Consider the following 19994-nt stretch of genomic DNA (forward strand, 5'->3'; position numbering starts at 1 on the left):
ATGAAAACCAACAATCCCGATCTTGTTACGATGACAAGCGTTCAGATCATCTGCGGTAAGACAGGCGACGGCTTGTCTGCAACCATAAGAAACTGTGAAGGTTTACCTGTAAACACGAAGCCAGTTTTTGAACTAATAGATCCACCTGAATTTGACCTAAAGACCGCTATAAAGACCGCTAGAGAGATTAACTTATGACAACAAAGCAACCCGTACCAAAGTCAAAAATTGCCTTGGCCGCTGCGTTAGCTGTGGCGGTTTTAGGGTATGGGTCATACGTAGCGTATGACTCAATGAGCACTAAAATACCCGCTCCTGCGCTCCAAGAATCCACGTCAACAACGTTAAATTCGATGGACACACTAAATCAACCTGTACCTGAGCCAGTTGTATCTCGTCAGGCGGTTTTTGTTCCGAGTCCTGCGGCCAGTGAAATTATCAGCTTTGAAAAACAGGCCAGCGTTCAAACCGCTAGGTTTAACGCGCTCACAGCCCAAAAAAATGCCGATGAAGCCGCGAACAAACTAAATAACCCAACGGCACCAATTGCCGCTTTAATTGAGCAAATGGCAGAGAAGCCCAAAGAACCGTCACTGCTTGATCTCATTGTGGTTAAAAGCCTGATTGAATCAGGTGGAGAAATCGTGGGCATGGTGTCAGTGGGTGGTGAGCTTATTGATGTTAAACGTGGTACCAAAATCGGTGATGTATCAGTTATCGGTATCACGGCTGAGTCGATTACGTTTTCAGACGGCCACACGACTAAAACCCGCCGAGTAAAAAGCTATTGAGGTGATAAATGTTACCTTCACACAATCCTGTTGCTGTAGTTCTAAGCGACAAAGTGCTAATACCTCTCTATTTTGAGGAAAGAAAATCAGTAGCACTATCTGACGGAACCATCCTAACTAGCGATTTTGATGCAAAAAAAATCTCGCAAATCAGGGAGTATATTACAGCGTCAAGAACGCTTAATGGTGGCGTACTGTTTGGAAAGCCGACTACAGTAAAAAAAGTCACAGCATCTGAAATTGAGCATTATCTGAGTCAGCTCGAATCGCAATCAAGCGGCGCTAGCAATGCAAACGTGACTGATTCTGAGCCTTCAAAACGACTGCACGATTATCTTCAATCTGGTGTAGAAAAATGGTGTTCTGACATTCACATTGAAGTGCATGAAAATAGCACTGTCATCTATGCCCGGGTCGATGGTCGCCGAATCTTGTTGTCGGAAATCCCAGACCCGAGTTATGGCTTGCAGTTGTTCTCGTATATTTTCAACTCGAAAGCGACTGAAAAAGATTCAGATTTTGTAGAAAAAGATGCAAATAACGGACACGTGGAAGAAGTTCTAACGTGTAGTGAAGAAATCATCATTAATGGTGTTTCTGACATAAAAAAAGTGAAGCGCAAAACTAGCTGGCGGGTCGCCTATGTTCCAGCGAAGCGCGGGGGGCGTTGCACCTTACGCTGGTTAGATGCGAACTCTGAGATACCAAAGCTAGAGGATATGGGATGGACAGCTGGGCATGTGACGGTTCTTAGGAACTATCGCGATATGCCATCAGGTGTTTGTATCTTCTCTGGTAAAACAGGTTCTGGTAAGACTACCTCGCTCGCATCAGTGTTAAATGAAATACCCGAAGAACGCAGTGTAGTGACGCTGGAAGATCCCCCTGAATTTAATTTGAAAAAAGCGATTCAAATCCAAATTAAACCCAACACCCCCGTAAAAGAAGGTGGCGAGGAAATGAGGGGGTTTAGTTATTATTCAAAGCAGACACTGCGGCATGATGTGGATGTCGAAATGCACGGCGAAGTACGGGATAAAATCGGTGCAATGGAACTGACCCGCAAGGGGGAAACGGGGCAACTTATGTTCACCACGCTGCACACATCATCGGCATTAGGTATTGCACACACGCTCACAGATCAAATGCACGTCCCTCCCGCCGTGATTGCCGCCCCTGCTTTAATGCGGCTTTGGGTTTACCAAACACTGGTCAGAAAAGTATGCCCTCACTGTTGTTTGACGGCAGAACAAGCCGCTGATCATTACAAAGACCAACCAGATTCTAAAGTGGCGGAATGGCTCAATAAAATTGACAAGCTATGCAATGGTGAGACTACAAATGTCAGGTTTAGAAATCCAAAAGGTTGTAAGTTTTGCGTAAAAGGTGAGCGAGGAAGAACAGCCCTAGTCGAAATGATTGTCCTCGATGATGAAGATCGAGAATTTATCATCAAAAAAGACGAAGCAGGATGGTTGAAAGCTCTAAAAGCCAAGGGTTTTAAGGACGTCCGAGATCATGCAATCAGCAAAATAAAAGCAGGTGTTATCGATGTGGTGACAGCATCGGGAAGGGTGAATGATTTGCTTCCTGTTGCCTCTGCCGACATCTATAAAACCTTTGAAATGTGAGGCGGGGAATTATGTCCAAATCACTTGAACAATTGCTTTTTAATCACAAGCGACAAATCAAACTACTGCGCAATATTCACAGGCTCGCCCGGTCTGGTGTTGAACAAAAATTAATTGCTGAACAGCTGATTAAGTACGGTCAACCCACAGAGCGGAAGATTGGGGAAGGGATTTTGCGCAGTATCAGGAACGGACAAGGCTTTTCTCTCGGGACAAAACCTTGGCTTGATTCGCTCGCTTTTGAGGCGTTGGCCGCTGGTGAACACACTGGCGAATGGGCAAGGGGAGTGCAAAACGCAATTATCACGCTGTCATCAAAAAGCGCGTCTACCTCGTTACTGGTAAAAGCACTTTGGAAACCGATAGCCGGGATAGTTGCAATGCTCGCCGCATCAGCGGGTATCAGCCTGTATTTATTCCCCATGTTAGACGAGATTATGACGCGAGGTCAGAAAGGGCAATTATCTCAGCTGGCGGCATCATTCGGAAATTTTTGGGCTGACTGGGGGTTATTAATTGGCTCACTAACGTTGTTATTTGTTATTGCTCTGTTTTTGTCGTTATCAGTGATGACGGGCAACTTTAGAAAACAAATTGATAACTTCCCCGTTTATCGCCAATACAGAATGATCCAAACAGGCGCATTTCTACGCTCAATGGGTAATCTAACGTTGGCTGGCTTCGGGTTAAAAGAAGCGCTTTTGCAAACCAAAAAACATGCCAATCGCTATTTATTACACCATATCGCCAAAATGCTCGAAAAAATTGAATGGGGGGAGAAAAACCTCGGTTATATCATGGCAACAGGATTGCTTAATAAATCAGAGGAAAATTCGCTTTATTTACTCGGACAAATCGGCGGGACGTCTGAAACACTGTTGAACAGTGCTGATATTCACCACGAACTGTTAATGGAAGAAATCGAATTAATTAAATCAATCGGTATCGATGCGTTAAAACTTATCGGTTTTGCTATCGGTTTACTCATGGGAGGAGGTGTTATTTTACAGATAATGGACATTGCAACTCGCGTTAACGCTTAACCTACTTTCAACTTAAATCTAATCTCAATTTTTTAAACCCTCTTGTCGTTTCTCTTTTAAATATAAAGGGAAGGGATTCGGCTTATTTACACTCAAGGAAATCAAAATGACTACAACTGTAAACATGAAAAAACGTCAACGTGGCGCATCTACAACCGACATTCTAATTTGGGCATCACTAATCATCATTGCACTGATTTTTCTTATCTCTAAGGTGCCGGATATTCGTTATGCAATGCGGGTTTCTGCATTCCAGACTGACGTATCTACAATTAGTGACGGTGTTTACCGCTGGAAGAAGGCAAGACCCAATTACACAGGCGTTACCATCGGCATCTTGTGTACTCAAAATTATCTCAATGAGTCAATCTGCGGCACCGCTAACAACGGTGTAGCAACAAACCAATTCGGCGGTAACTGGACAGTAGCGCCTAACTCTAACCCCGGCCTTTACAACATTGTAGCGACCATTCCTAACGACCCAACGCGAATGACTGATCTCGCTGACACAATGGCACCAGCGACCCGCAGCAATTGCGCGCAAGCGACTGGCTGTAGCACCATCACAGCCACAGGCACAACGTTAACCATGACGTTCTAGAGGTTGTATGTTCACGACTCGTTATCAAAACGGAGTGGCTACAACTGAGTTAAAAATTGCTTTGACCTGCTCAATATTGGTATCTGTCGTGATGTGGGTAGCGGTCGCAAGACCGCTACTTAATTACTCCGATGCTGCGGAAATTGAAACTACGGTTGAATATGTAAAATTAGCCGCCAAAAATTTCTACGGTAAAGATATTAGCCAAACTCATTGTTACCAACCGTCCAAAACTCTATCCATCAGTAACTTAATTAATAATCAACTAATTACCACCGATTTAGTAAATGGCAAAAAATATCAAATCGCAGTTGATTACGTTATGAAATCTAACGGCTCTTGGTCACGACCAAGTGCCATTAATATCGATTTGACGTTTGCAAATACTGACGAACTAGAGCGCGTATCTGGTTATTTAGATGCAAACCTTATCAGTCCTACTCAGCTCCGTTTTACACAGCCAATTACATTTAATGTCGATTGGCGCTCATTCAACCCCGCCACAGGATGCCTAAATTGAGATCACATAAGCGCCAGAGGGGCTTTGCAAATATTGTCATAATGATTGTCGGTTTATCTGTGTTAACCATGCTCATTATGCACTGGCAACAACGCAGTAAAATCATGCGGATTCAAGCCCAAGTAACCCCGTTTTATCAAAATCTGGAATACATAACTAAACAAGTTAATGCGTTTCAAATTGACCAGATAGCCCAAGGTTGGCCGCCCAGCTCTGCGGCGGTATTCCCTAACGCTTGGAGCGACTTACAGCCAGCCTATTTACCTAACTGCTCAACCACCGATAACAACGCTGGTAAGTGCCGAAAACCCGAGCAAACACCATGGGGTACATCGATGTTAATGACAAAAATTAACAGTCCTGTGCCTCCGTCAGTTACCCCTCGTTACCGTTTACAAATTCAAATCCCGTTTCCGAATGCAACAAGTGATGCAACCCGGTTAGAGCATCAAGCCGTTTTGGAAACCTTGAGTCGCTTTCCCGGGAGTGAATTTAACGAGGCCAGCAACAGCCTATTTGTATATGTAGATCGCATCGATTCTGGTGTCCAACAAGACGCGCTTGTTAAGCGCAGCGGTGATGATTCAACACTAACAGGAGATTGGGACGTAGGCGGGAACTACGCAATCACCAACGCAAAGGACGTCACGATTAGAAATAGTGATGGAAGCCAGCGAAGTGTTGGCACTGGTGTAGTAAGGGCGTTTGTTGGTAAACACAATGAACGAGTAAATAAACATAAATGCCCCGCAAATCTAACCCCTTCAATCATTGTCAGCATTAAAAGTATCTTTGCTCAAAACAACGCCAACAATATTAATACGATCAGCCAAAGCAAAACCTATGCAACCGAAAGCAGCACATATTGGACACTCGGTCTTGATTATTACGCCCAATTACAAGGTTCTTCTACTTGGACGTTACAGCATGACGGTGAAATCAGTGCTTTTTTAATCTGTAAAAACTAAACGAGGTAAATATGAAAAAATCACACTTATTAAGTTTATTGATTTTTAGTGCTCTATTAGCAGGGAATAGCTTTGCTAATGCCGAAAAAATGACATACGAAAAAGCGATGGAGTCTGATAAAAAAACATTCCATAACAATTCGATTCCACTACAGGAAACTATCGACAACTGGAACACCTATGTAAAGCCACCAAATACAAGTTCCGGCGGTTCTACAACATTACAACGCACGTATAAACAAATTTGGAAATCTAGCTCAACGAGCGGCCTAAACACTGGAAACGTTACGTTGAGTGAGTCATTCCGCAATTTTGATGAAATTGTCACCATTGGCAGCAATGACAACGGCCAATACGTCCAGCACTACCGATTTACTCCACTTGAGTATGATCTCGCGATTGAAAACAGCTCCAGCGGTAATGCAACTCTATACGAGCGCGACTCAGTGTCATGGAATGGCAAATTCACAACAGACACCTATTTTACGACAACGGGAGAAAACTCAAAAATCTATGCAATTTATGGAGTGAAATTTGCCCCCGGAAGCAACACTCCATCATGCACAGCAGGGCAAACAAATACCGAAAATGTGTATTGCAATAGCCCACAGAAAACATGCGAAGTGGGAACCAGAACGCAAACCTGTTCAGTCAGTGGTGATTTCACTCCTTGGTCAATTACCCGCGCCCCAATTTGTGTTTCTCAAACTCAACAATGTCCATAAGCATTGGCAACCATAGTGCGGTGACTTGAGTCACCGTTCTATAATCGTTATTGTTTAAAAGCAAATATGTTTATATACTAGGTAAAAATAACCTAAGAACCATAATAAACATGAAGCTAAAAGAATATATTAAAACTCGCTACGGCACCCAACGAGGCGCTCAAGCCGATTTTCTAAGAGACAATCCCGATTGGCTGCCGCAAGAACTCACACGTTGGATAAAAAATCACCATGTAAACTTGCAAACAGGTGAGCATTACAAACCGTCATCAAAAAAGATAAAGTTAAAAGAACCAAAATAAACACTTGTGTTTATAAACAAAATTGCTTACTATAAGTGCATATAAACAAAAAAGGATGTTGCACATGAAAAAATCTCTGCTCACTTTAGCTCTTATTTCTGCGGTTTCAGCTCCCGCCTTTGCCATTCAAAATGGTTCAATCCTAGACTGGTCTAAAAACGATGACATGGTAAAAATGAACTGCTCAGGCACAATCATAAGTGGGAAGTGGGTTTTAACTGCTGCTCATTGCGATAAAGAGGCGTTACAGGGTGTAACAACCGTGACTGGCAATGTAAGTGTCGCAAAAGTTTATAACCACGAAGATTATATGTCAGACGGCATCGATATTGCGTTATGGGAACTGGTAAGTAAAACAAATACAAATAATGTTAAGTTTTTGTCCATGCGAAATGTTGAGGCTGATGAACGGATTAAAATTACTGGCTTTGGGGCTGGTAACAACACTCCTCAAACAAACTTAGCTGTCGCAGAACAAATTTCAGCACCTCAATATATCATTAATGGAGTGCCACTAAGTAAGTTAGAACTTAAATTTGATAATCTCGGCACAACAGTCCCCGGTGACTCTGGGGCTCCGTACACGGATGGAAATAATCTGATCGTTGGAATTCATCAGGGTAGTGCTTTCGATGCCGAAACAGGCAAACAAGCTAATGGAACTCGCCTCTATTTTGCGCGCGATTTCATATTATCGACCGTTAACGGTTGGCACTATCCAACTCTGGCTAATACTCCTACTTCTGGCGGCTCAGTAACAATCGAAGTGCAAAGCCTCTATGCTGACGCTTTTATGGATAACGCCACGGCCAGCGGTGATGCAACCATCACTGGCGGCACTTGTTCGGGCGCAACGGTACAGCCATTTGATATTTGCACATACACAGTATCAAGCAACGGCTATGAAGGAACAGTAACCCTCGATGGTGAACAAAAAATCACTATTAACAAAGGTCGCACTAAACCTGTTACTCCAACGCCAGACCCTGAAACGGGTTCAGGTGGCGGTGGTTCAATGGGCTTTATGTCACTAATCGCAGCATTAGGGCTTGGTTTTACGAGAAGAAAAACAAATGGGTAGACGGGTTATATTGTTTTTGATTCTGTTGGGGAGTTTAACGGTGGGGGGCTTAGTTGCTTACTTTGCTGAGATTGATGCTGATAATGCAAAGAAAGAAGCTGAGTATCTACTTAATTTTCCTTATACATTGAAAGGTTTAGGTAGATTTCCTGTCGTGGTTTATTTAACCGAAGATAAAGTGATTAAAAAAATGTCGCCTCAGTGCGTTATGCAACCAGTTGGCACAAAAATCACTCTGTTGGAAAACAAAAATATTATTCAGATTGATTCGACTCAATTAGCAATAGAGTTAGGATGCCCCGCTCGGTTTTTCCTTGCTAAGAACCTAGCTGAAACTTATTCTGAATACAGCAAAGCCTTTTCAGCAGCAGCTAACGAAAATGACCCGAGTTTAGAGTTTACCCCAGTGAACTAATCTAAAACTAAACCCTAGGCCGACACAAAACCCACTCATTACGCAGTGGGTTTTTATAGGTGCTACTATGACCAAATTAATTTTAATACTGGTGCTAATTGTCTTTTTATTGTGGTTCCTGCAAAAACTCCCACAAACCACACTCACAGAACGCCCGATAAATTTATTAGCTAACGGATTTACTCAAGCAAGATTAGACCTTGCTGCACGATTTTTAGCGCATTCTATTTGTATCACTGCGCCGCTGATATTCATCAATTTACTGCCTATAGCCGAAATGTTCAGCTATACGGTGGCATTTGTAACCTTAGCCCTGTTAATCCCTCCTGAGTTAGTCATCGATGATAATTCAGAGCTTGCAACCACAAAAAAATTATTCAGCAAGGGCGCAGACATACACCTACGCAATCCATACCAACACTTCACCATGCGTACCTATAAAGAACTTTTATTTTTAGTTGAAACGCTCCCTAACTATGGTGTTAGAAACATAAAGTTAACCTCCCCAATGTTTTACCACCCTGACGGGACACTAAGAGACTTTTCAACTTTAGAAAAACTCTTAGCTAAAAAAAACGCCATATTATCAAGCTACGAGGCGAAGCCTTGGCAAAACCTCCTCGGTAAAATAAGCATGATGATTGATAGCGCCAAAGATAAAAAAGAGAAGTTAAGAAATATCAACCTTAATAAGTGGCACGTTTTAACAATAAAGATGGAAGGCTAAAAATGGCAGAAGTAAATAAAGCGTTTAATAGCACTATATCTCACACTCCAAAAACCAAGCGACACGAACAATCTAACTCATTATCAGAGAATCATTTAAAAACAAAGAAATTATATGAATTCAAAAATGAGCTTAGAAATTTAGGTTTAAGTGAATCAGAAATTCAAACAGCTTTAAAGTTTCAGTCTTACTAAGGAGTCACACCTTGGAAATGAGCAATATCGCTTTTTTCAAAAAAGCGCATCGACCTATCTACTACAAAGCTACATTAAACAAAATGCGAAATGGTGACACGCTATCACTGGGCGCAATCGTAGTGAAGCTGCCAGCCAGCGAGGACGGCCTGACGGAATCCTTTAATGCTTACGCGCAAGCGTACATAACCAAAGAAAGCAAAGGCGTGTATTCATTTACGGGGCTGTGGACTCTCCCAACGAAAGCGACCCGCGCCGATACTTGGGCAATGGGCAGGTTCACTATCCAAAAAGGCGTTATTACATTTATCGAAACCCCGCCAGAAACGCTAAGGGCTTTTTTCCTTGTCTGTCGATATATACAAAGGCTAATAAATTCAGAATTTGAAAGCGTAAAGGAAAATTACACAGACACATGGTTTTTCAAAAATAAAATTCCATTTTATTTTAACGGGTTTCATTTCGATAAAGAGAATACAGGGATTTTGCCTTATTCGTCATTAGCCCCCAAAACAAATGAGCGCATAAGAGTTAGGTCAAAACTATCAGATGACTTGCTTGAAAATGTGTGTATGCACCCATTGGCTGCATTGTTTGAAAAAGCAAGTGCATTGGGGGCTATCGAATTATAAAAGGTGTTTCAATGAGCAAAACCGCAAAATATTGGCTCCTATCTATAAGCATATTTACCGCCGCAGTTTCACTCTCATACTTCATCGGAATAAGAATAAATACCAGTAAATCATTCCCCCCGGGGATTTATATTGTTTCAAAGGCTAATTCCTATAAGAAAAATGATTTAGTGCTGTTTTGTCCTCCCAATAAAGCCGTGATACAGGATGCAATAGAGCGGGGTTACATTGACACAGGCCGCTGTGAAAGCGGCACAGTGCCAATCATAAAACGTATTGTGGGTATGTCCGGGGATTATGTTGAGTTCACCCCCGCAGTTAAAATCAACAATTCAGAATTGACGGGCTCAATTCGTTTACAAGTGGACGGTGAAAATAGAGCGCTGCCCCAGCTGCCGCCGTTCACGGTTTCTAATAATTCGTTTTTCGCTTATTCAGATCACGCCCCTAAAAACTCGTTTGATAGCCGCTATTTCGGTGATGTACCGATGGAAAACATCATTGGCACGATTCGCCCCTTAGCTCTATTCCCTCTGTAACGCCTTAACGCCGAGTATCACAAATGAAAATCAAAGATCACAACAATATGGTGGGTGGCGAAATGCGCTCACCCCAAAAAAGCCAAAGTAAGTTTATGCCGCTTGCTCTTGTTTCAGCCTCGGTACTGGTTGGCTTGCAAATGGCAACTCAGCATTTTGCCCACACATTCGGCTATCAGCCGCAGCTGGGCGAGAATCTGAATCACATCTACCTACCCACAAAAATTCTAACGTGGGCGTTTGATTGGTACTCAGTTTACCCCGAACAGTTTATTACCTCTGGTAGCGTTGGCATGATTGCAACAGCCCTCGGCTTTGTTGCTGTGTTAGCTAACAAAATACAGCAATCCACCAAGTCCAAACCAAACCAGTTTTTACATGGTTCGGCACGGTGGGCAAACCGCTCTGATATTGAAAACGCAGCCCTCTTGAAAAAAGCAAATTCAGCTAACGATGATTCGGGCGAAGGTGTTTATGTGGGGGGGTGGGTCGATGAAAAAGGTGTAACCCATTATCTGAGGCATAGTGGGCCGGAACACGTTTTATGTTATGCCCCCACGCGCTCAGGTAAAGGGGTTGGATTGGTAATCCCCACGCTGCTTACATGGCGCAAAAGTACATTTATCTCCGATTTAAAAGGTGAACTGTGGGAATTAACGGCAGGCTATCGCAAAAAAATGGGGCAAAAGGTACTACGCTTTGAACCCGCTAACCGCAACAGCGTCTGTTGGAACCCAATCGATGAAATCAGGGTAGGCACAGATTCAGAAGTAGGCGACATTCAAAACCTATGCACCCTAATCGTCGATCCCGAAGGTAAGGGGCTAAATGACCACTGGCAAAAAACGGCGTTTTCCTTGTTATGTGGCGTGGTTGTTCACACGATTTATAAATCCCAAGCCGAAGGTAAAACAGCGTCACTCCCTGCTATCGATGCCATGCTATCAGAACCCAACCGCAACATTTCATACCTGTGGAATGAAATGGTTTCATATCCGCACATTGACGGCCAAGCGCATCCATTATCAGCGGCTGCTGGACAAGATATGATTGATAGGCCAGAAGAAGAAGCTGGCTCTGTTCTCTCTACGGCCAAAAGTTATTTGATGCTATATCGTGACCCCGTAGTCGCAAACGTGGTGAGCAAGTCTGAGTTTACGATAAAAGACCTTATGCACCATAGCGACCCGGTTAGCCTGTATATCATCACCCAACCAACCGATAAAGACCGTTTAAAGCCATTGGTCAGGATCATTATTAACATGATCATCCGGCTACTGACGTCAGATATGAAATTTGAAAACGGTAGACCAGTAGCCAACTATAAACATCGGTTACTTGGCATGATTGACGAGTTCCCAAGCCTCGGCAAGCTCGATATTTTGCAAGAATCGCTCGCTTTCGTAGCGGGTTACGGCATTAAGTTTTATTTGATTTGCCAAGACCTTAATCAGTTGAAAAGCGAAAAAACGGGCTATGGCCGTGACGAACAGATCACCTCAAACTGTCACGTTCAAAACGCCTATCCACCGAACCGCCTTGAAACAGCCCAGCACTTAGCAAACCTGACAGGTGAAACCACCATTATTAAGGAGCAAATAACCACATCAGGTAAACGGTTTGCGACCAGTAATACCAACGTTTCCCGCACTTTCACGGAAACCAAGCGAACGCTGTTAACCCCCGATGAATGTATGCGCTTACCTGCCCCGATAAAAAATGAAAAAGGGGAGATCACCAAGGCGGGAGATATGATTATTTACACGGCGGGTTTTCCCGCTATATATGGCCGTCAAATCCTATATTTTCAAGATCCTGTTTTCTCTGAGCGCGTAAAAATCCCCGCCCCTCAGCAAACAGATAAGTTAAGAACCCCTGTTACCCCTGAAAAATTCACCCTGAACGACTAGCGCCTCTGTTATCCACATTTTCAGTGGATAAGTCAGGTAAAAACTGTCGTGAACTTTCCAAACAAACCAATGAAAAAGGAACTACCTGTATGCTCATTCAACTATGCCGTATTGGACAAAATGCCGTAACCCGTGTTACTCCCGGGGGCACCGCCGTAACCTCTTTTTCTTGCGCGTATAACGTGGGATTTGGGGCACATGAGACAACCCAATGGATTGAAGCTGAATATTGGGGGGAGCGCGGCCAGAAGTTAGCGGAAAAGCTCACTAAAGGCCGTCAAATCGTACTAACTGCCGATGATGTTTGTGTTGAGACATTCCAAAGATCGGATAAAACAACAGGCGCTAAACTCAAATGCCGAGTCGTAAACATTGATTTTACTTCTGGCAGTTCACCACAGGCCAATCAAGCTCAGTAACAAGGGGGCGCAATGAATAGATTATTTATCGCGGAAAAACCCAGTGTCGCGAGGGCGATAGCCGAAGTGCTAGGAGTCACACGCAAAGGCAATGGGTATATTGAATGTGGCGAAGATACGGTTACATGGTGTTTCGGCCACATGCTTGAACAAGCCGAACCCGATTACTACACCCCAGCTGACGCACCCGCACGGGACGGCAAAAAAATCTGGCGCGTAGAAGATCTGCCTATTATCCCTCAAGATTGGATTCTTCACCCCAAAGCGGATGCAAAGACGCAATTAGAGCAAATTGGGGTATTAATAAAAAGAGCGCAAGTCATTGTAAATGCAGGAGATCCAGACAGGGAGGGGCAAAATCTAATTGATGAAACTCTAATATACCATGCGAATAGTAGTCCTGTTTTGCGTTACTGGTCAAGCGGTATCGACCAAGTATCAGTAGAACGAGCCTTAAACTCACTGTTTGATAATGCTGATAAAAAGACTTTCGGGGATGCTTCCATTGGTCGCCAAAGAGCGGATTGGTTAATTGGGATGAACCTTAGCCGGGCTTTCACTCTACGAGCGGAGCGCGGGGGTTCCCGGGCATTAATCACGGTTGGCCGAGTGCAAACCCCAGTGTTATCGATGGTCGTTAATCGTGACCGCGAAATTGAAAACTTTACGCCAATCCCATTTCACACATTACGCGCTACCTTACAAAGCAGTGATGGAGAATTTAACGCCAAGTGGAAAGCTAAAGAAGATCAAGCCGGACTCGATAGCGAAGGGCGATTAACGAATACAGAAATCGCGGACGCGCTGGTAACAAGCATGACGGGCGCAGCAGCATCGATAACAGAGGCGAAATCAACGGCAAAAAAGGCTCACCACCCGTTGACTTACTCGTTATCAAACCTGACTGTAACCGCCAGTAAAAAATATGGTTATTCCGCGCAAAACGTCCTTGATACATGCCAAGCTTTATATGAGAAACACAAGCTGACCACTTATCCGCGGACGGATTGCGGTTACTTGCCTGAATCGCAATTTACCGATGTACCGGGCATCTTGGAATCATTGAAAAAGGTTAACCCTGAACTGGTTTCTATCATTGATAAAGCCGATCCAAAGCTGAAATCCAAAACATGGGACGACAGCAAGTTAACCGCGCACCACGGCATTATCCCAACTCACGAAGTAGCAAACAAAAGCGCCCTATCAGAAATGGAGCGCAACATTTATGAGCTGATTGTGCGTACCTACATAGCGCAGTTTTACCCTGTGCATGAATACCGCAGCACCAATATTGAAATTGATATTGGCGGCGAATGCTTCACCGCCTCGGGTAAAATTATCACTCTGAACGGCTGGAAGGACGTTTATAGTGAATCGGAAGAAGATAGCGAAAAAGAGGATGATCAAAGCCTCCCTAAAGTGAAAAAAGGGGATTCGTTAACGTGTAGCGTCATCGAGCGCAAAGACGCGAAAACAAAACCACCAAGCCGCTTTAATGAGGGTTCTATTCTTGCGGCCATGGTCGGGATTCATAAGTTTGTCGATGATCCAGCCATGAAGAAATTACTCCGTGAAGAAGATGGACTCGGCACCGAAGCCACAAGAGCCGGAATCCTTACCGAACTTAAAGAACGGGGGTATTTGGTCGAACAAGGCAAGGCATTAGTTAGTTCAGCCCTTGGCCGCAGTGTCGTGGACGCTTTACCAACAATGGTAAAGAGCCCGGTGTTAACTGCATTAGTTGAACGCCAACTTAAAGACGTTGAATCCGGCAAAATGTCTCTCGATGCCTTTACCGCAGCACAAGTAAAGTTTGTAACTGAGCAAGTTGAAAAGGCCAATGTCGGGGCGGTAAAAATCGCCGGCGCGAAATCACCTCTACCAATCTCTGATATTTATAAATGTAAGCTCTGTAATCATGGATTAGTGCGCCGCCCAACATCGGTTAAAGGGCGGTTCTGGTGGGGTTGCAGCCATTATCCAACGTGTGAACAAATGTACGCAGATATTAACGGTAGACCGAATTATTCAAAACCTATCGTGCCGAAAGAAAAAGCCCCCCAACAATAACCCCCCTAAATGAGCGCCTAGTGCGCTCTTTTATTTCAAGTAAGGAAATCCCATGAGTAACGAAACGAATGTCACTGAGCAATCAGTCATCGATGCAAAACTGGATGATGCTCTTACCCCTCAACTTCAAGTTGAGGTTTCACCAATCGAAGCGGATTTGATGGGCGCATTCATCGAGGACGCAATGAGTGAAGAAGATGCGCTAACGTCTGCACTGGATGGGGGTTCAAATGAATAAGAAAACCCCTAAAAAACCGTTCCACGAAGTTGTTGCAGAACGCTTGATAGAACAGCTCAAACAAGGCACTGCACCTTGGCAAAAACCGTGGGTGCCTGGGCAAGATAACCACTCCTTACCCTACAATCCGTCAACAGGTAAAAGATACAGAGGTATCAATACCTTAAACCTTATGTCACAGGGGTTTTCCGATCCACGCTGGATGACATACGACCAAGCAAATTCGGTTAATGCTCAAGTGATAAAAGGGGCAAAAAGTACCCCCGTTCAATATTGGAAGTTCAACGAAGAACAGAAATTATTAGACGACAATGGGAAACCTATTTTAGACAGCCAAGGCAAGGCCAAAACGGTTATTGTGCCGTTAGAACGGCCAAGAGTGTTTTTTGCTTCTGTGTTTAACGCAGAACAGATCGAGGGTTTACCCCCGATTGAAATTAAACCTAAAACCCCCGAGCAAACGTGGGACGCCGTAAATCGAGCGGAAAAAATTCTTAGCTCATCTGGCGCGAATATTATGCACAAATCGCAAGATAGGGCATTTTATAGCCCCGGCAGGGACAGTATTACCCTACCCGAAAAGAACCAGTTCAGTGATGCAGCTGGCTATTACGCAACGGCCTTACATGAGCTAGGCCACTGGACAGGGCACCCCTCCCGCTTAAATCGTGATCTTGGGCATCCATTCGGCAGTGAGGCTTACGCAAAGGAAGAACTACGCGCCGAAATATCATCAATGATCATGGGTGAAGAACTCGGGATAGGCCACAATCCAGAACAACATACAGCCTACGTAAAAAGCTGGATTAAAGTATTGCAGGATGACCCTCTAGAAATTTTCCGCGCCGCAGCTGACGCAGAAAAAATACAAACGCTGTTACTCAGCTATGAACAAAAGCAAGAGCAAAATCTAGAACAGGGGTTAAGTGCCGCAGTTCCTAGTAATACTCCTTTGGAGTCTGTGCGCCAAAATATCAATATGGAGTCGCAAAGCATGGATAAAAAAACTGAAAAGGTTTTTATCGATGTACCATTTAAAGAAAAAGACGAAGCCAAAGCAGCTGGCGCTCGATGGGATAGATCAGCTGGTTACTGGTCTATTGATAAATCAGAGTTACCCAAGCTTAATGATAAATGGCCTGTTGTTCAGGTTGAGGCCAAGCCAGAAACTAAACTGTTTATTGCGGTGCCTTATTCAGAAAAAGATGAGGCTAAACGCATTGGTGCAAAATGGGATAAACATCAAAAATCTTGGTATGTAGACCCCAGCACTGATAAGCAATTAATTGATAAATGGCTCGTTGAAAATCGCCCCACTGAGCAAGCCCCAGCCCTAACAGCTAGAGAAGAATTAGCCCTTGTGATGAAAGACATGGGCTTTGATGTGACTGGTGAGCACCCCATTATGGACGGCAAGAAACATCGATGCCGACTGCTCTCTGATAAAGCTTCTGTGAAAGATCAAAGCGGTGGAGGTATGTACGTAGCATTTACAGACGGCATACCAGCGGCTTATATCTCAAATAATCGTACCGGGGAATCACAGAATTGGTCATCGAAGGGCTATTCAATGACCAATGAGGAAAAAGCGGTTTTAAATGCTCAAGCGGCTGCGAAGAAGCAAGAGCGAGAAGCGGCTCAAGCAGCTGAACATCAAAGCGTGGGCGAAGGTATCACTCGTTTACTAGAAGTATGCAATTTACCGACAGGAAATGAGAAATACTTGCAAGTTAAACAAGCCAAAGCGGGTAACTTGCTCGTTATTCCTGAACCATCGGCCTTGCAAAATGACCCCAAAGTGTTAATCGGGGCAAACTGGAAAGAATCACAGGCACTACGCGAAAAGAACCCCTCTCACGTAGTTTTTACCACTGGTGATCTGGTTGTTCCTGCGCATGATGCCAACGGCAAAATTTGGACAGCTCAAACCATCCAGCCAAACGGCACGAAAATGTTTCCTTCTGGTTCACAAAAAACGGGCTCGTTTCATATTGTCGGGGGCGATATGGACGCACTGGCTAAAGCCCCGGTGATTATTGTGAGCGAAGGTTATGCAACCGCTGATACGCTAAGTGAAGCAGCAGCATTACCCGTAGTATCAGCTTTTGATGCAGGTAATCTTGTCACAGTGGCGAAAGCCTTACGAGAAATTCACCCTAATAAACCGATGTTGATTTGTGGTGATAATGACGCTCACCAAGTAATGACCGAAGATAAAAACGTAGGGGTGGAAAAAGCGACCGCAGCCGCCGAAGCCGTTAAAGGGCAAACGCTTTTCCCTATTTTCGCTCCAAAAGAACAGCTTTACCCTCCCGAGTTACCTATTGTCACCCCTGAATTGTGGCGCAATAAAGAGGTGACTAAGGAGCAAATGAAAGCCATTGATACAATGAAGAAATACACCGATTTTAATGATGTAAAAACCAAGAGCGCCTTGGGCATCGATGGGGTAAAACGTCAGGTGAAATTTGCAATCAATGAGCTTTTGAACAAACAAAATCTGCAACACACACAAAAACAGGAACAGACACAGGAACAAAATATTAAAAAGTCACACGTAAAAACCCGCTCTGTAAGTCCCGCCTAACCCCTCTAAACAAGCCATAGTGACGTTTTACGCGCTCTTGAATACCAAAGGCGCGGATTACGTTATCAGATAAAAGCGCCTAGCTCTAGGCGCTTTCCTTTCATTTATAGCTCCCCTTAAAAACAATACTTGCGCTTATAAGCAAACATGCTTACATTTACTGTAACCCGTCATTCCGCACCTAATTTTCGATTTAAAAAACTTGACGGCGATCGGTCATTCTGATCTATTACTCTCTTTTGCAGGTAATTCATCATGGCCGCTCCCGCTATCTCTATCCGTAACCTCGACCACCTTGGTTTGGTCGCTGCACTTTGCCAAGAACTCGGCATTGCTCGCATGATTGATGCGGTGCTACCCAAAACGCCGCCCTACAAAGTCTCACATGGTGAAGCGTTGGTGGCGATGATACTGAACGGTCTTGGCTTTCATAGTTCGACCTTGCACATGTTCCCGCAATTCTTTGCCAACAAGCCTGTAGAACGCCTGATTGGCCCGGGGATCTGTGCCGATGACCTCAATGATGATGTGCTCGGCCGCTGCCTTGATGCCCTCTTTGAGGCCGATGTCAGCACGCTTTATCAGGTGATGGCGGAGCAGGTCGTTGAACGATTGGGGCTCAAAAGTACTGCAGTACACCTCGATATCACCAGCTTCCACGTCGATGGCGCCTATGACCAAGCCGATGGCGAGCAGCTCGGTAAGTTGCAATTGGTACGGGGCTATAGCCGCGACCATCGGCCAGAGCTAAACCAGGTTATCCTGGAGCTTATCTGTGAAAATCAGGCCGGCCTGCCCATCTACATGCAAGCCTTGAGTGGTAATATTAATGATACCAAGGCCTTTGCCCAGACGGTACGGCGCCACTTGAGCAGTCTCAAGGCCGCGCAGGAGAGTCGTTATCTGGTCGGCGATGCGGCGCTGTATTGCGCCGACACCTTGCAACTACTGGCACAACAGCAACAGTTGTTCGTGACTCGTGTGCCTGTCACCCTCAATGAAGCCAAGCGAGCCGTGGCAACCATTGGCACCCAGTCGCTGGTTGCGCTGGGCAATGGCTATCATGGCTGTTGGCAAAGCGCCAATTATGCCGACGTCGCGCAGCGTTGGTTGCTGGTGCGCAGCGAACAGGCCAGCCACCGTGAGCAGCAAACATTAGCCAAAAACCTACTGAAAGACAGCACGCGTGAACTGAAAGCCTTCAACAAATTATGTGCCCAGCGTTTTGCCTGCGAGACCGATGCGCAGGCTGAATTAGCCCGTTTTGCTGTCAGCTTAAATCTGCTGCAACTAGAAGCAGAAGTCGTGAGTGAACCTATCTATGCAGGGCGCGGAAGGCCCCAAAAGGGTGAAATGCCGGTGAACTACCAATTTCACATCAAGGGGTTAGCCGCAAGTAGCTTGGCGCGGGTGGCTGAGGCGCGCAACCAGACAGGGGTGTTCATCCTCGCGACCAATGATCACAGTGAAACGCTCACCATGGCTGAGCTGTTGGCTACCTATAAAGCCCAGCAGAATGTCGAGCGTGGTTTTAGGTTTCTGAAAAGTCCCGAATTTTTAACCTCCTCGTTATATCTTAAAAAACCGGAACGTATCGAAGCGTTGCTGATGGTGATGACCTGTAGCCTGATGATTTATGCGGCGCTGGAGCACCGGATCCGGCAGGGCTTAGTAGAGCAGAACCGGAGTGTGGCGGACATGAAAAAGAAACCCACGCAAAAACCGACTGCGCGGTGGATTTTTTTACGCTTTGGCGGGGTGCACGAGTACCAGTTGGGAGAGGCGCCACCTCAAGTCACAGGACTCACAGTGGACCAGCAGATCATTCTCGACGTGTTAGGCGAACGGTATCGGCAAATTTATTCCTAAATCAGGTGCGGAAAGTCGGGTAACGATCACCAACAAAGCATCATTCATGCTAAAAGCATCGATAGCACTAAAAAAAGCCAATAGACTTAGAGAAAAGTCCGATGAACTTATCAAACCTATAAGCAAAGCACTCAGTGATATACTGGAAGATGATAGCGCCCATGTTACATTTCAACCGGGGGATGGATGGTGTGTTTGTTATACGCATGATGAGTTTACGCATAACGCCCTTATTTCTAGTTCGTTTATAGATCAGCTTTTAGTGATGAATAGAAATGAGCTTTTAATTGCTTTGGAAAAGCTAGGGATCTAACCCCAACTAATCAATGGAAAGCAGATATATGAAGAAATTTTTATCAGATTCGCTTTTAATGTCACTCGGCGCAGTGATCTGGATGTTCATTGCTGCGAAAGGTGAACTACCTACATTAAGTTTTGAAACGCTCTTGCAACTGCTGTTTGCTGTGGGGTTAGGATTCCTAATCCGCTCCATGGTTGGCAAACTCCACCGTCATAGATCAATGAAAGAATCAAAGAACTAATATCTAACCAGATAAAACTAATAGAATCACTCAAGGGTCAATAACCATTCAGCACGCCCCCCAAAAAAAAGCGCCGTTTAGGCGCTTTCCTTTCACTAACGCTTAACCTTCCTCGCCCTCGATACCAAACCATCCTTATTAATCGATAACAACTCACCGACTTTGAATTGCTTCAACGTGCTAACAGGTA

General features: G+C 44.6%; 23 protein-coding genes. All 23 read left to right on the forward strand.

The genetic code is table 11. The features are described from left to right. On the forward strand, window positions 1–198 hold the full coding sequence (locus B5P39_RS22325) for a hypothetical protein (RefSeq protein WP_088212968.1): 198 nt from the start codon (window positions 1–3) through the stop codon (window positions 196–198). After that, window positions 195–791 (forward strand): hypothetical protein, encoded by a 597-nt coding sequence (locus tag B5P39_RS22330; protein ID WP_088212969.1) that lies wholly within the window; start codon window positions 195–197, stop codon window positions 789–791. Before B5P39_RS22325 ends, B5P39_RS22330 begins: the two co-directional genes overlap by 4 nt. 8 nt (window positions 792–799) lie before the next feature. After that, on the forward strand, window positions 800–2422 hold the full coding sequence (locus B5P39_RS22335) for a GspE/PulE family protein (RefSeq protein ID WP_088212970.1): 1623 nt from the start codon (window positions 800–802) through the stop codon (window positions 2420–2422). Window positions 2423–2433: 11 nt separating this feature from the next. After that, complete coding sequence (locus B5P39_RS22340; RefSeq protein WP_088212971.1) at window positions 2434–3465, forward strand: hypothetical protein; 1032 nt, start codon at window positions 2434–2436, stop codon at window positions 3463–3465. A 106-nt stretch (window positions 3466–3571) separates the two neighbouring features. After that, on the forward strand, window positions 3572–4066 hold the full coding sequence (locus B5P39_RS22345; RefSeq protein WP_217895755.1) for a type 4 pilus major pilin: 495 nt from the start codon (window positions 3572–3574) through the stop codon (window positions 4064–4066). 7 nt (window positions 4067–4073) lie between these two features. Beyond that, window positions 4074–4586 (forward strand): hypothetical protein, encoded by a 513-nt coding sequence (locus B5P39_RS22350; RefSeq protein WP_088212972.1) that lies wholly within the window; start codon window positions 4074–4076, stop codon window positions 4584–4586. Beyond that, the gene (locus B5P39_RS22355) at window positions 4583–5554 is read left to right on the forward strand and encodes a hypothetical protein (RefSeq protein WP_140418346.1); all 972 of its coding nucleotides are present in this window, start codon (window positions 4583–4585) and stop codon (window positions 5552–5554) included. The genes B5P39_RS22350 and B5P39_RS22355 overlap by 4 nt, the downstream gene beginning before the upstream one ends. An 11-nt stretch (window positions 5555–5565) precedes the next feature. Beyond that, window positions 5566–6279 carry a hypothetical protein gene (locus B5P39_RS22360; protein ID WP_088212974.1) on the forward strand — a complete coding sequence of 238 codons (714 nt, stop codon included), beginning with the start codon at window positions 5566–5568 and terminating at the stop codon, window positions 6277–6279. A 110-nt stretch (window positions 6280–6389) separates the two neighbouring features. Continuing rightward, a complete protein-coding gene (locus tag B5P39_RS22365; RefSeq protein ID WP_088212975.1) occupies window positions 6390–6581 on the forward strand; it encodes a hypothetical protein in 192 nt (63 codons plus the stop codon). 64 nt (window positions 6582–6645) lie between these two features. Beyond that, window positions 6646–7662 (forward strand): trypsin-like serine protease, encoded by a 1017-nt coding sequence (locus B5P39_RS22370; protein WP_088212976.1) that lies wholly within the window; start codon window positions 6646–6648, stop codon window positions 7660–7662. Then, complete coding sequence (locus tag B5P39_RS22375) at window positions 7655–8077, forward strand: hypothetical protein (protein ID WP_088212977.1); 423 nt, start codon at window positions 7655–7657, stop codon at window positions 8075–8077. Before B5P39_RS22370 ends, B5P39_RS22375 begins: the two co-directional genes overlap by 8 nt. A 67-nt stretch (window positions 8078–8144) precedes the next feature. Then, window positions 8145–8804: a hypothetical protein gene (locus B5P39_RS22380; protein WP_088212978.1), complete on the forward strand. Its 660-nt coding sequence runs from the start codon at window positions 8145–8147 to the stop codon at window positions 8802–8804. 2 nt (window positions 8805–8806) lie between these two features. Then, the gene (locus B5P39_RS22385; protein WP_088212979.1) at window positions 8807–8998 is read left to right on the forward strand and encodes a hypothetical protein; all 192 of its coding nucleotides are present in this window, start codon (window positions 8807–8809) and stop codon (window positions 8996–8998) included. A gap of 11 nt (window positions 8999–9009) precedes the next feature. Then, a complete protein-coding gene (locus B5P39_RS22390; RefSeq protein WP_140418347.1) occupies window positions 9010–9630 on the forward strand; it encodes a hypothetical protein in 621 nt (206 codons plus the stop codon). Window positions 9631–9641: 11 nt separating this feature from the next. Beyond that, complete coding sequence (traF, locus tag B5P39_RS22395) at window positions 9642–10169, forward strand: conjugative transfer signal peptidase TraF (protein WP_088212981.1); 528 nt, start codon at window positions 9642–9644, stop codon at window positions 10167–10169. 23 nt (window positions 10170–10192) lie between these two features. Continuing rightward, the gene (locus B5P39_RS22400; RefSeq protein ID WP_088212982.1) at window positions 10193–12079 is read left to right on the forward strand and encodes a type IV secretory system conjugative DNA transfer family protein; all 1887 of its coding nucleotides are present in this window, start codon (window positions 10193–10195) and stop codon (window positions 12077–12079) included. 89 nt (window positions 12080–12168) lie between these two features. Further along, complete coding sequence (locus B5P39_RS22405; protein ID WP_088212983.1) at window positions 12169–12498, forward strand: single-stranded DNA-binding protein; 330 nt, start codon at window positions 12169–12171, stop codon at window positions 12496–12498. A gap of 12 nt (window positions 12499–12510) precedes the next feature. Next, a complete protein-coding gene (locus B5P39_RS22410; RefSeq protein WP_088212984.1) occupies window positions 12511–14568 on the forward strand; it encodes a DNA topoisomerase 3 in 2058 nt (685 codons plus the stop codon). Window positions 14569–14620: 52 nt separating this feature from the next. Next, window positions 14621–14806, forward strand: coding sequence for a conjugal transfer protein TraD (locus tag B5P39_RS22415; protein ID WP_088212985.1), 186 nt, complete (start codon window positions 14621–14623; stop codon window positions 14804–14806). Further along, entirely contained in the window at window positions 14799–17393 is a 2595-nt protein-coding gene (locus tag B5P39_RS22420; RefSeq protein WP_176400021.1) for a zincin-like metallopeptidase domain-containing protein, read from the forward strand. The genes B5P39_RS22415 and B5P39_RS22420 overlap by 8 nt, the downstream gene beginning before the upstream one ends. Window positions 17394–17648: 255 nt before the next feature. Beyond that, entirely contained in the window at window positions 17649–19262 is a 1614-nt protein-coding gene (locus tag B5P39_RS22425) for an IS1634-like element ISShes12 family transposase (protein WP_011715680.1), read from the forward strand. A 46-nt stretch (window positions 19263–19308) separates the two neighbouring features. Continuing rightward, a complete protein-coding gene (locus B5P39_RS22430) occupies window positions 19309–19575 on the forward strand; it encodes a hypothetical protein (protein ID WP_088212987.1) in 267 nt (88 codons plus the stop codon). Window positions 19576–19603: 28 nt separating this feature from the next. After that, window positions 19604–19804: a hypothetical protein gene (locus B5P39_RS22435; RefSeq protein WP_088212988.1), complete on the forward strand. Its 201-nt coding sequence runs from the start codon at window positions 19604–19606 to the stop codon at window positions 19802–19804. Window positions 19805–19994 lie beyond the last annotated feature (190 nt).

This window comes from Shewanella sp. Shew256, from assembly GCF_002196695.1.
GTDB classification, from domain to species: domain Bacteria; phylum Pseudomonadota; class Gammaproteobacteria; order Enterobacterales; family Shewanellaceae; genus Shewanella; species Shewanella mangrovisoli.

Coding starts and splice junctions, on each gene's coding strand:
- B5P39_RS22325 (WP_088212968.1), top strand. CDS start 1: ATGAAAACCAACAATCCCGATCTTGTTACGATGACAAGCGTTCAGATC.
- B5P39_RS22330 (WP_088212969.1), top strand. CDS start 195: ATGACAACAAAGCAACCCGTACCAAAGTCAAAAATTGCCTTGGCCGCT.
- B5P39_RS22335 (WP_088212970.1), top strand. CDS start 800: ATGTTACCTTCACACAATCCTGTTGCTGTAGTTCTAAGCGACAAAGTG.
- B5P39_RS22340 (WP_088212971.1), top strand. CDS start 2,434: ATGTCCAAATCACTTGAACAATTGCTTTTTAATCACAAGCGACAAATC.
- B5P39_RS22345 (WP_217895755.1), top strand. CDS start 3,572: ATGACTACAACTGTAAACATGAAAAAACGTCAACGTGGCGCATCTACA.
- B5P39_RS22350 (WP_088212972.1), top strand. CDS start 4,074: ATGTTCACGACTCGTTATCAAAACGGAGTGGCTACAACTGAGTTAAAA.
- B5P39_RS22360 (WP_088212974.1), top strand. CDS start 5,566: ATGAAAAAATCACACTTATTAAGTTTATTGATTTTTAGTGCTCTATTA.
- B5P39_RS22365 (WP_088212975.1), top strand. CDS start 6,390: ATGAAGCTAAAAGAATATATTAAAACTCGCTACGGCACCCAACGAGGC.
- B5P39_RS22370 (WP_088212976.1), top strand. CDS start 6,646: ATGAAAAAATCTCTGCTCACTTTAGCTCTTATTTCTGCGGTTTCAGCT.
- B5P39_RS22375 (WP_088212977.1), top strand. CDS start 7,655: ATGGGTAGACGGGTTATATTGTTTTTGATTCTGTTGGGGAGTTTAACG.
- B5P39_RS22380 (WP_088212978.1), top strand. CDS start 8,145: ATGACCAAATTAATTTTAATACTGGTGCTAATTGTCTTTTTATTGTGG.
- B5P39_RS22385 (WP_088212979.1), top strand. CDS start 8,807: ATGGCAGAAGTAAATAAAGCGTTTAATAGCACTATATCTCACACTCCA.
- traF (WP_088212981.1), top strand. CDS start 9,642: ATGAGCAAAACCGCAAAATATTGGCTCCTATCTATAAGCATATTTACC.
- B5P39_RS22400 (WP_088212982.1), top strand. CDS start 10,193: ATGAAAATCAAAGATCACAACAATATGGTGGGTGGCGAAATGCGCTCA.
- B5P39_RS22405 (WP_088212983.1), top strand. CDS start 12,169: ATGCTCATTCAACTATGCCGTATTGGACAAAATGCCGTAACCCGTGTT.
- B5P39_RS22410 (WP_088212984.1), top strand. CDS start 12,511: ATGAATAGATTATTTATCGCGGAAAAACCCAGTGTCGCGAGGGCGATA.
- B5P39_RS22415 (WP_088212985.1), top strand. CDS start 14,621: ATGAGTAACGAAACGAATGTCACTGAGCAATCAGTCATCGATGCAAAA.
- B5P39_RS22420 (WP_176400021.1), top strand. CDS start 14,799: ATGAATAAGAAAACCCCTAAAAAACCGTTCCACGAAGTTGTTGCAGAA.
- B5P39_RS22425 (WP_011715680.1), top strand. CDS start 17,649: ATGGCCGCTCCCGCTATCTCTATCCGTAACCTCGACCACCTTGGTTTG.
- B5P39_RS22430 (WP_088212987.1), top strand. CDS start 19,309: ATGCTAAAAGCATCGATAGCACTAAAAAAAGCCAATAGACTTAGAGAA.
- B5P39_RS22435 (WP_088212988.1), top strand. CDS start 19,604: ATGAAGAAATTTTTATCAGATTCGCTTTTAATGTCACTCGGCGCAGTG.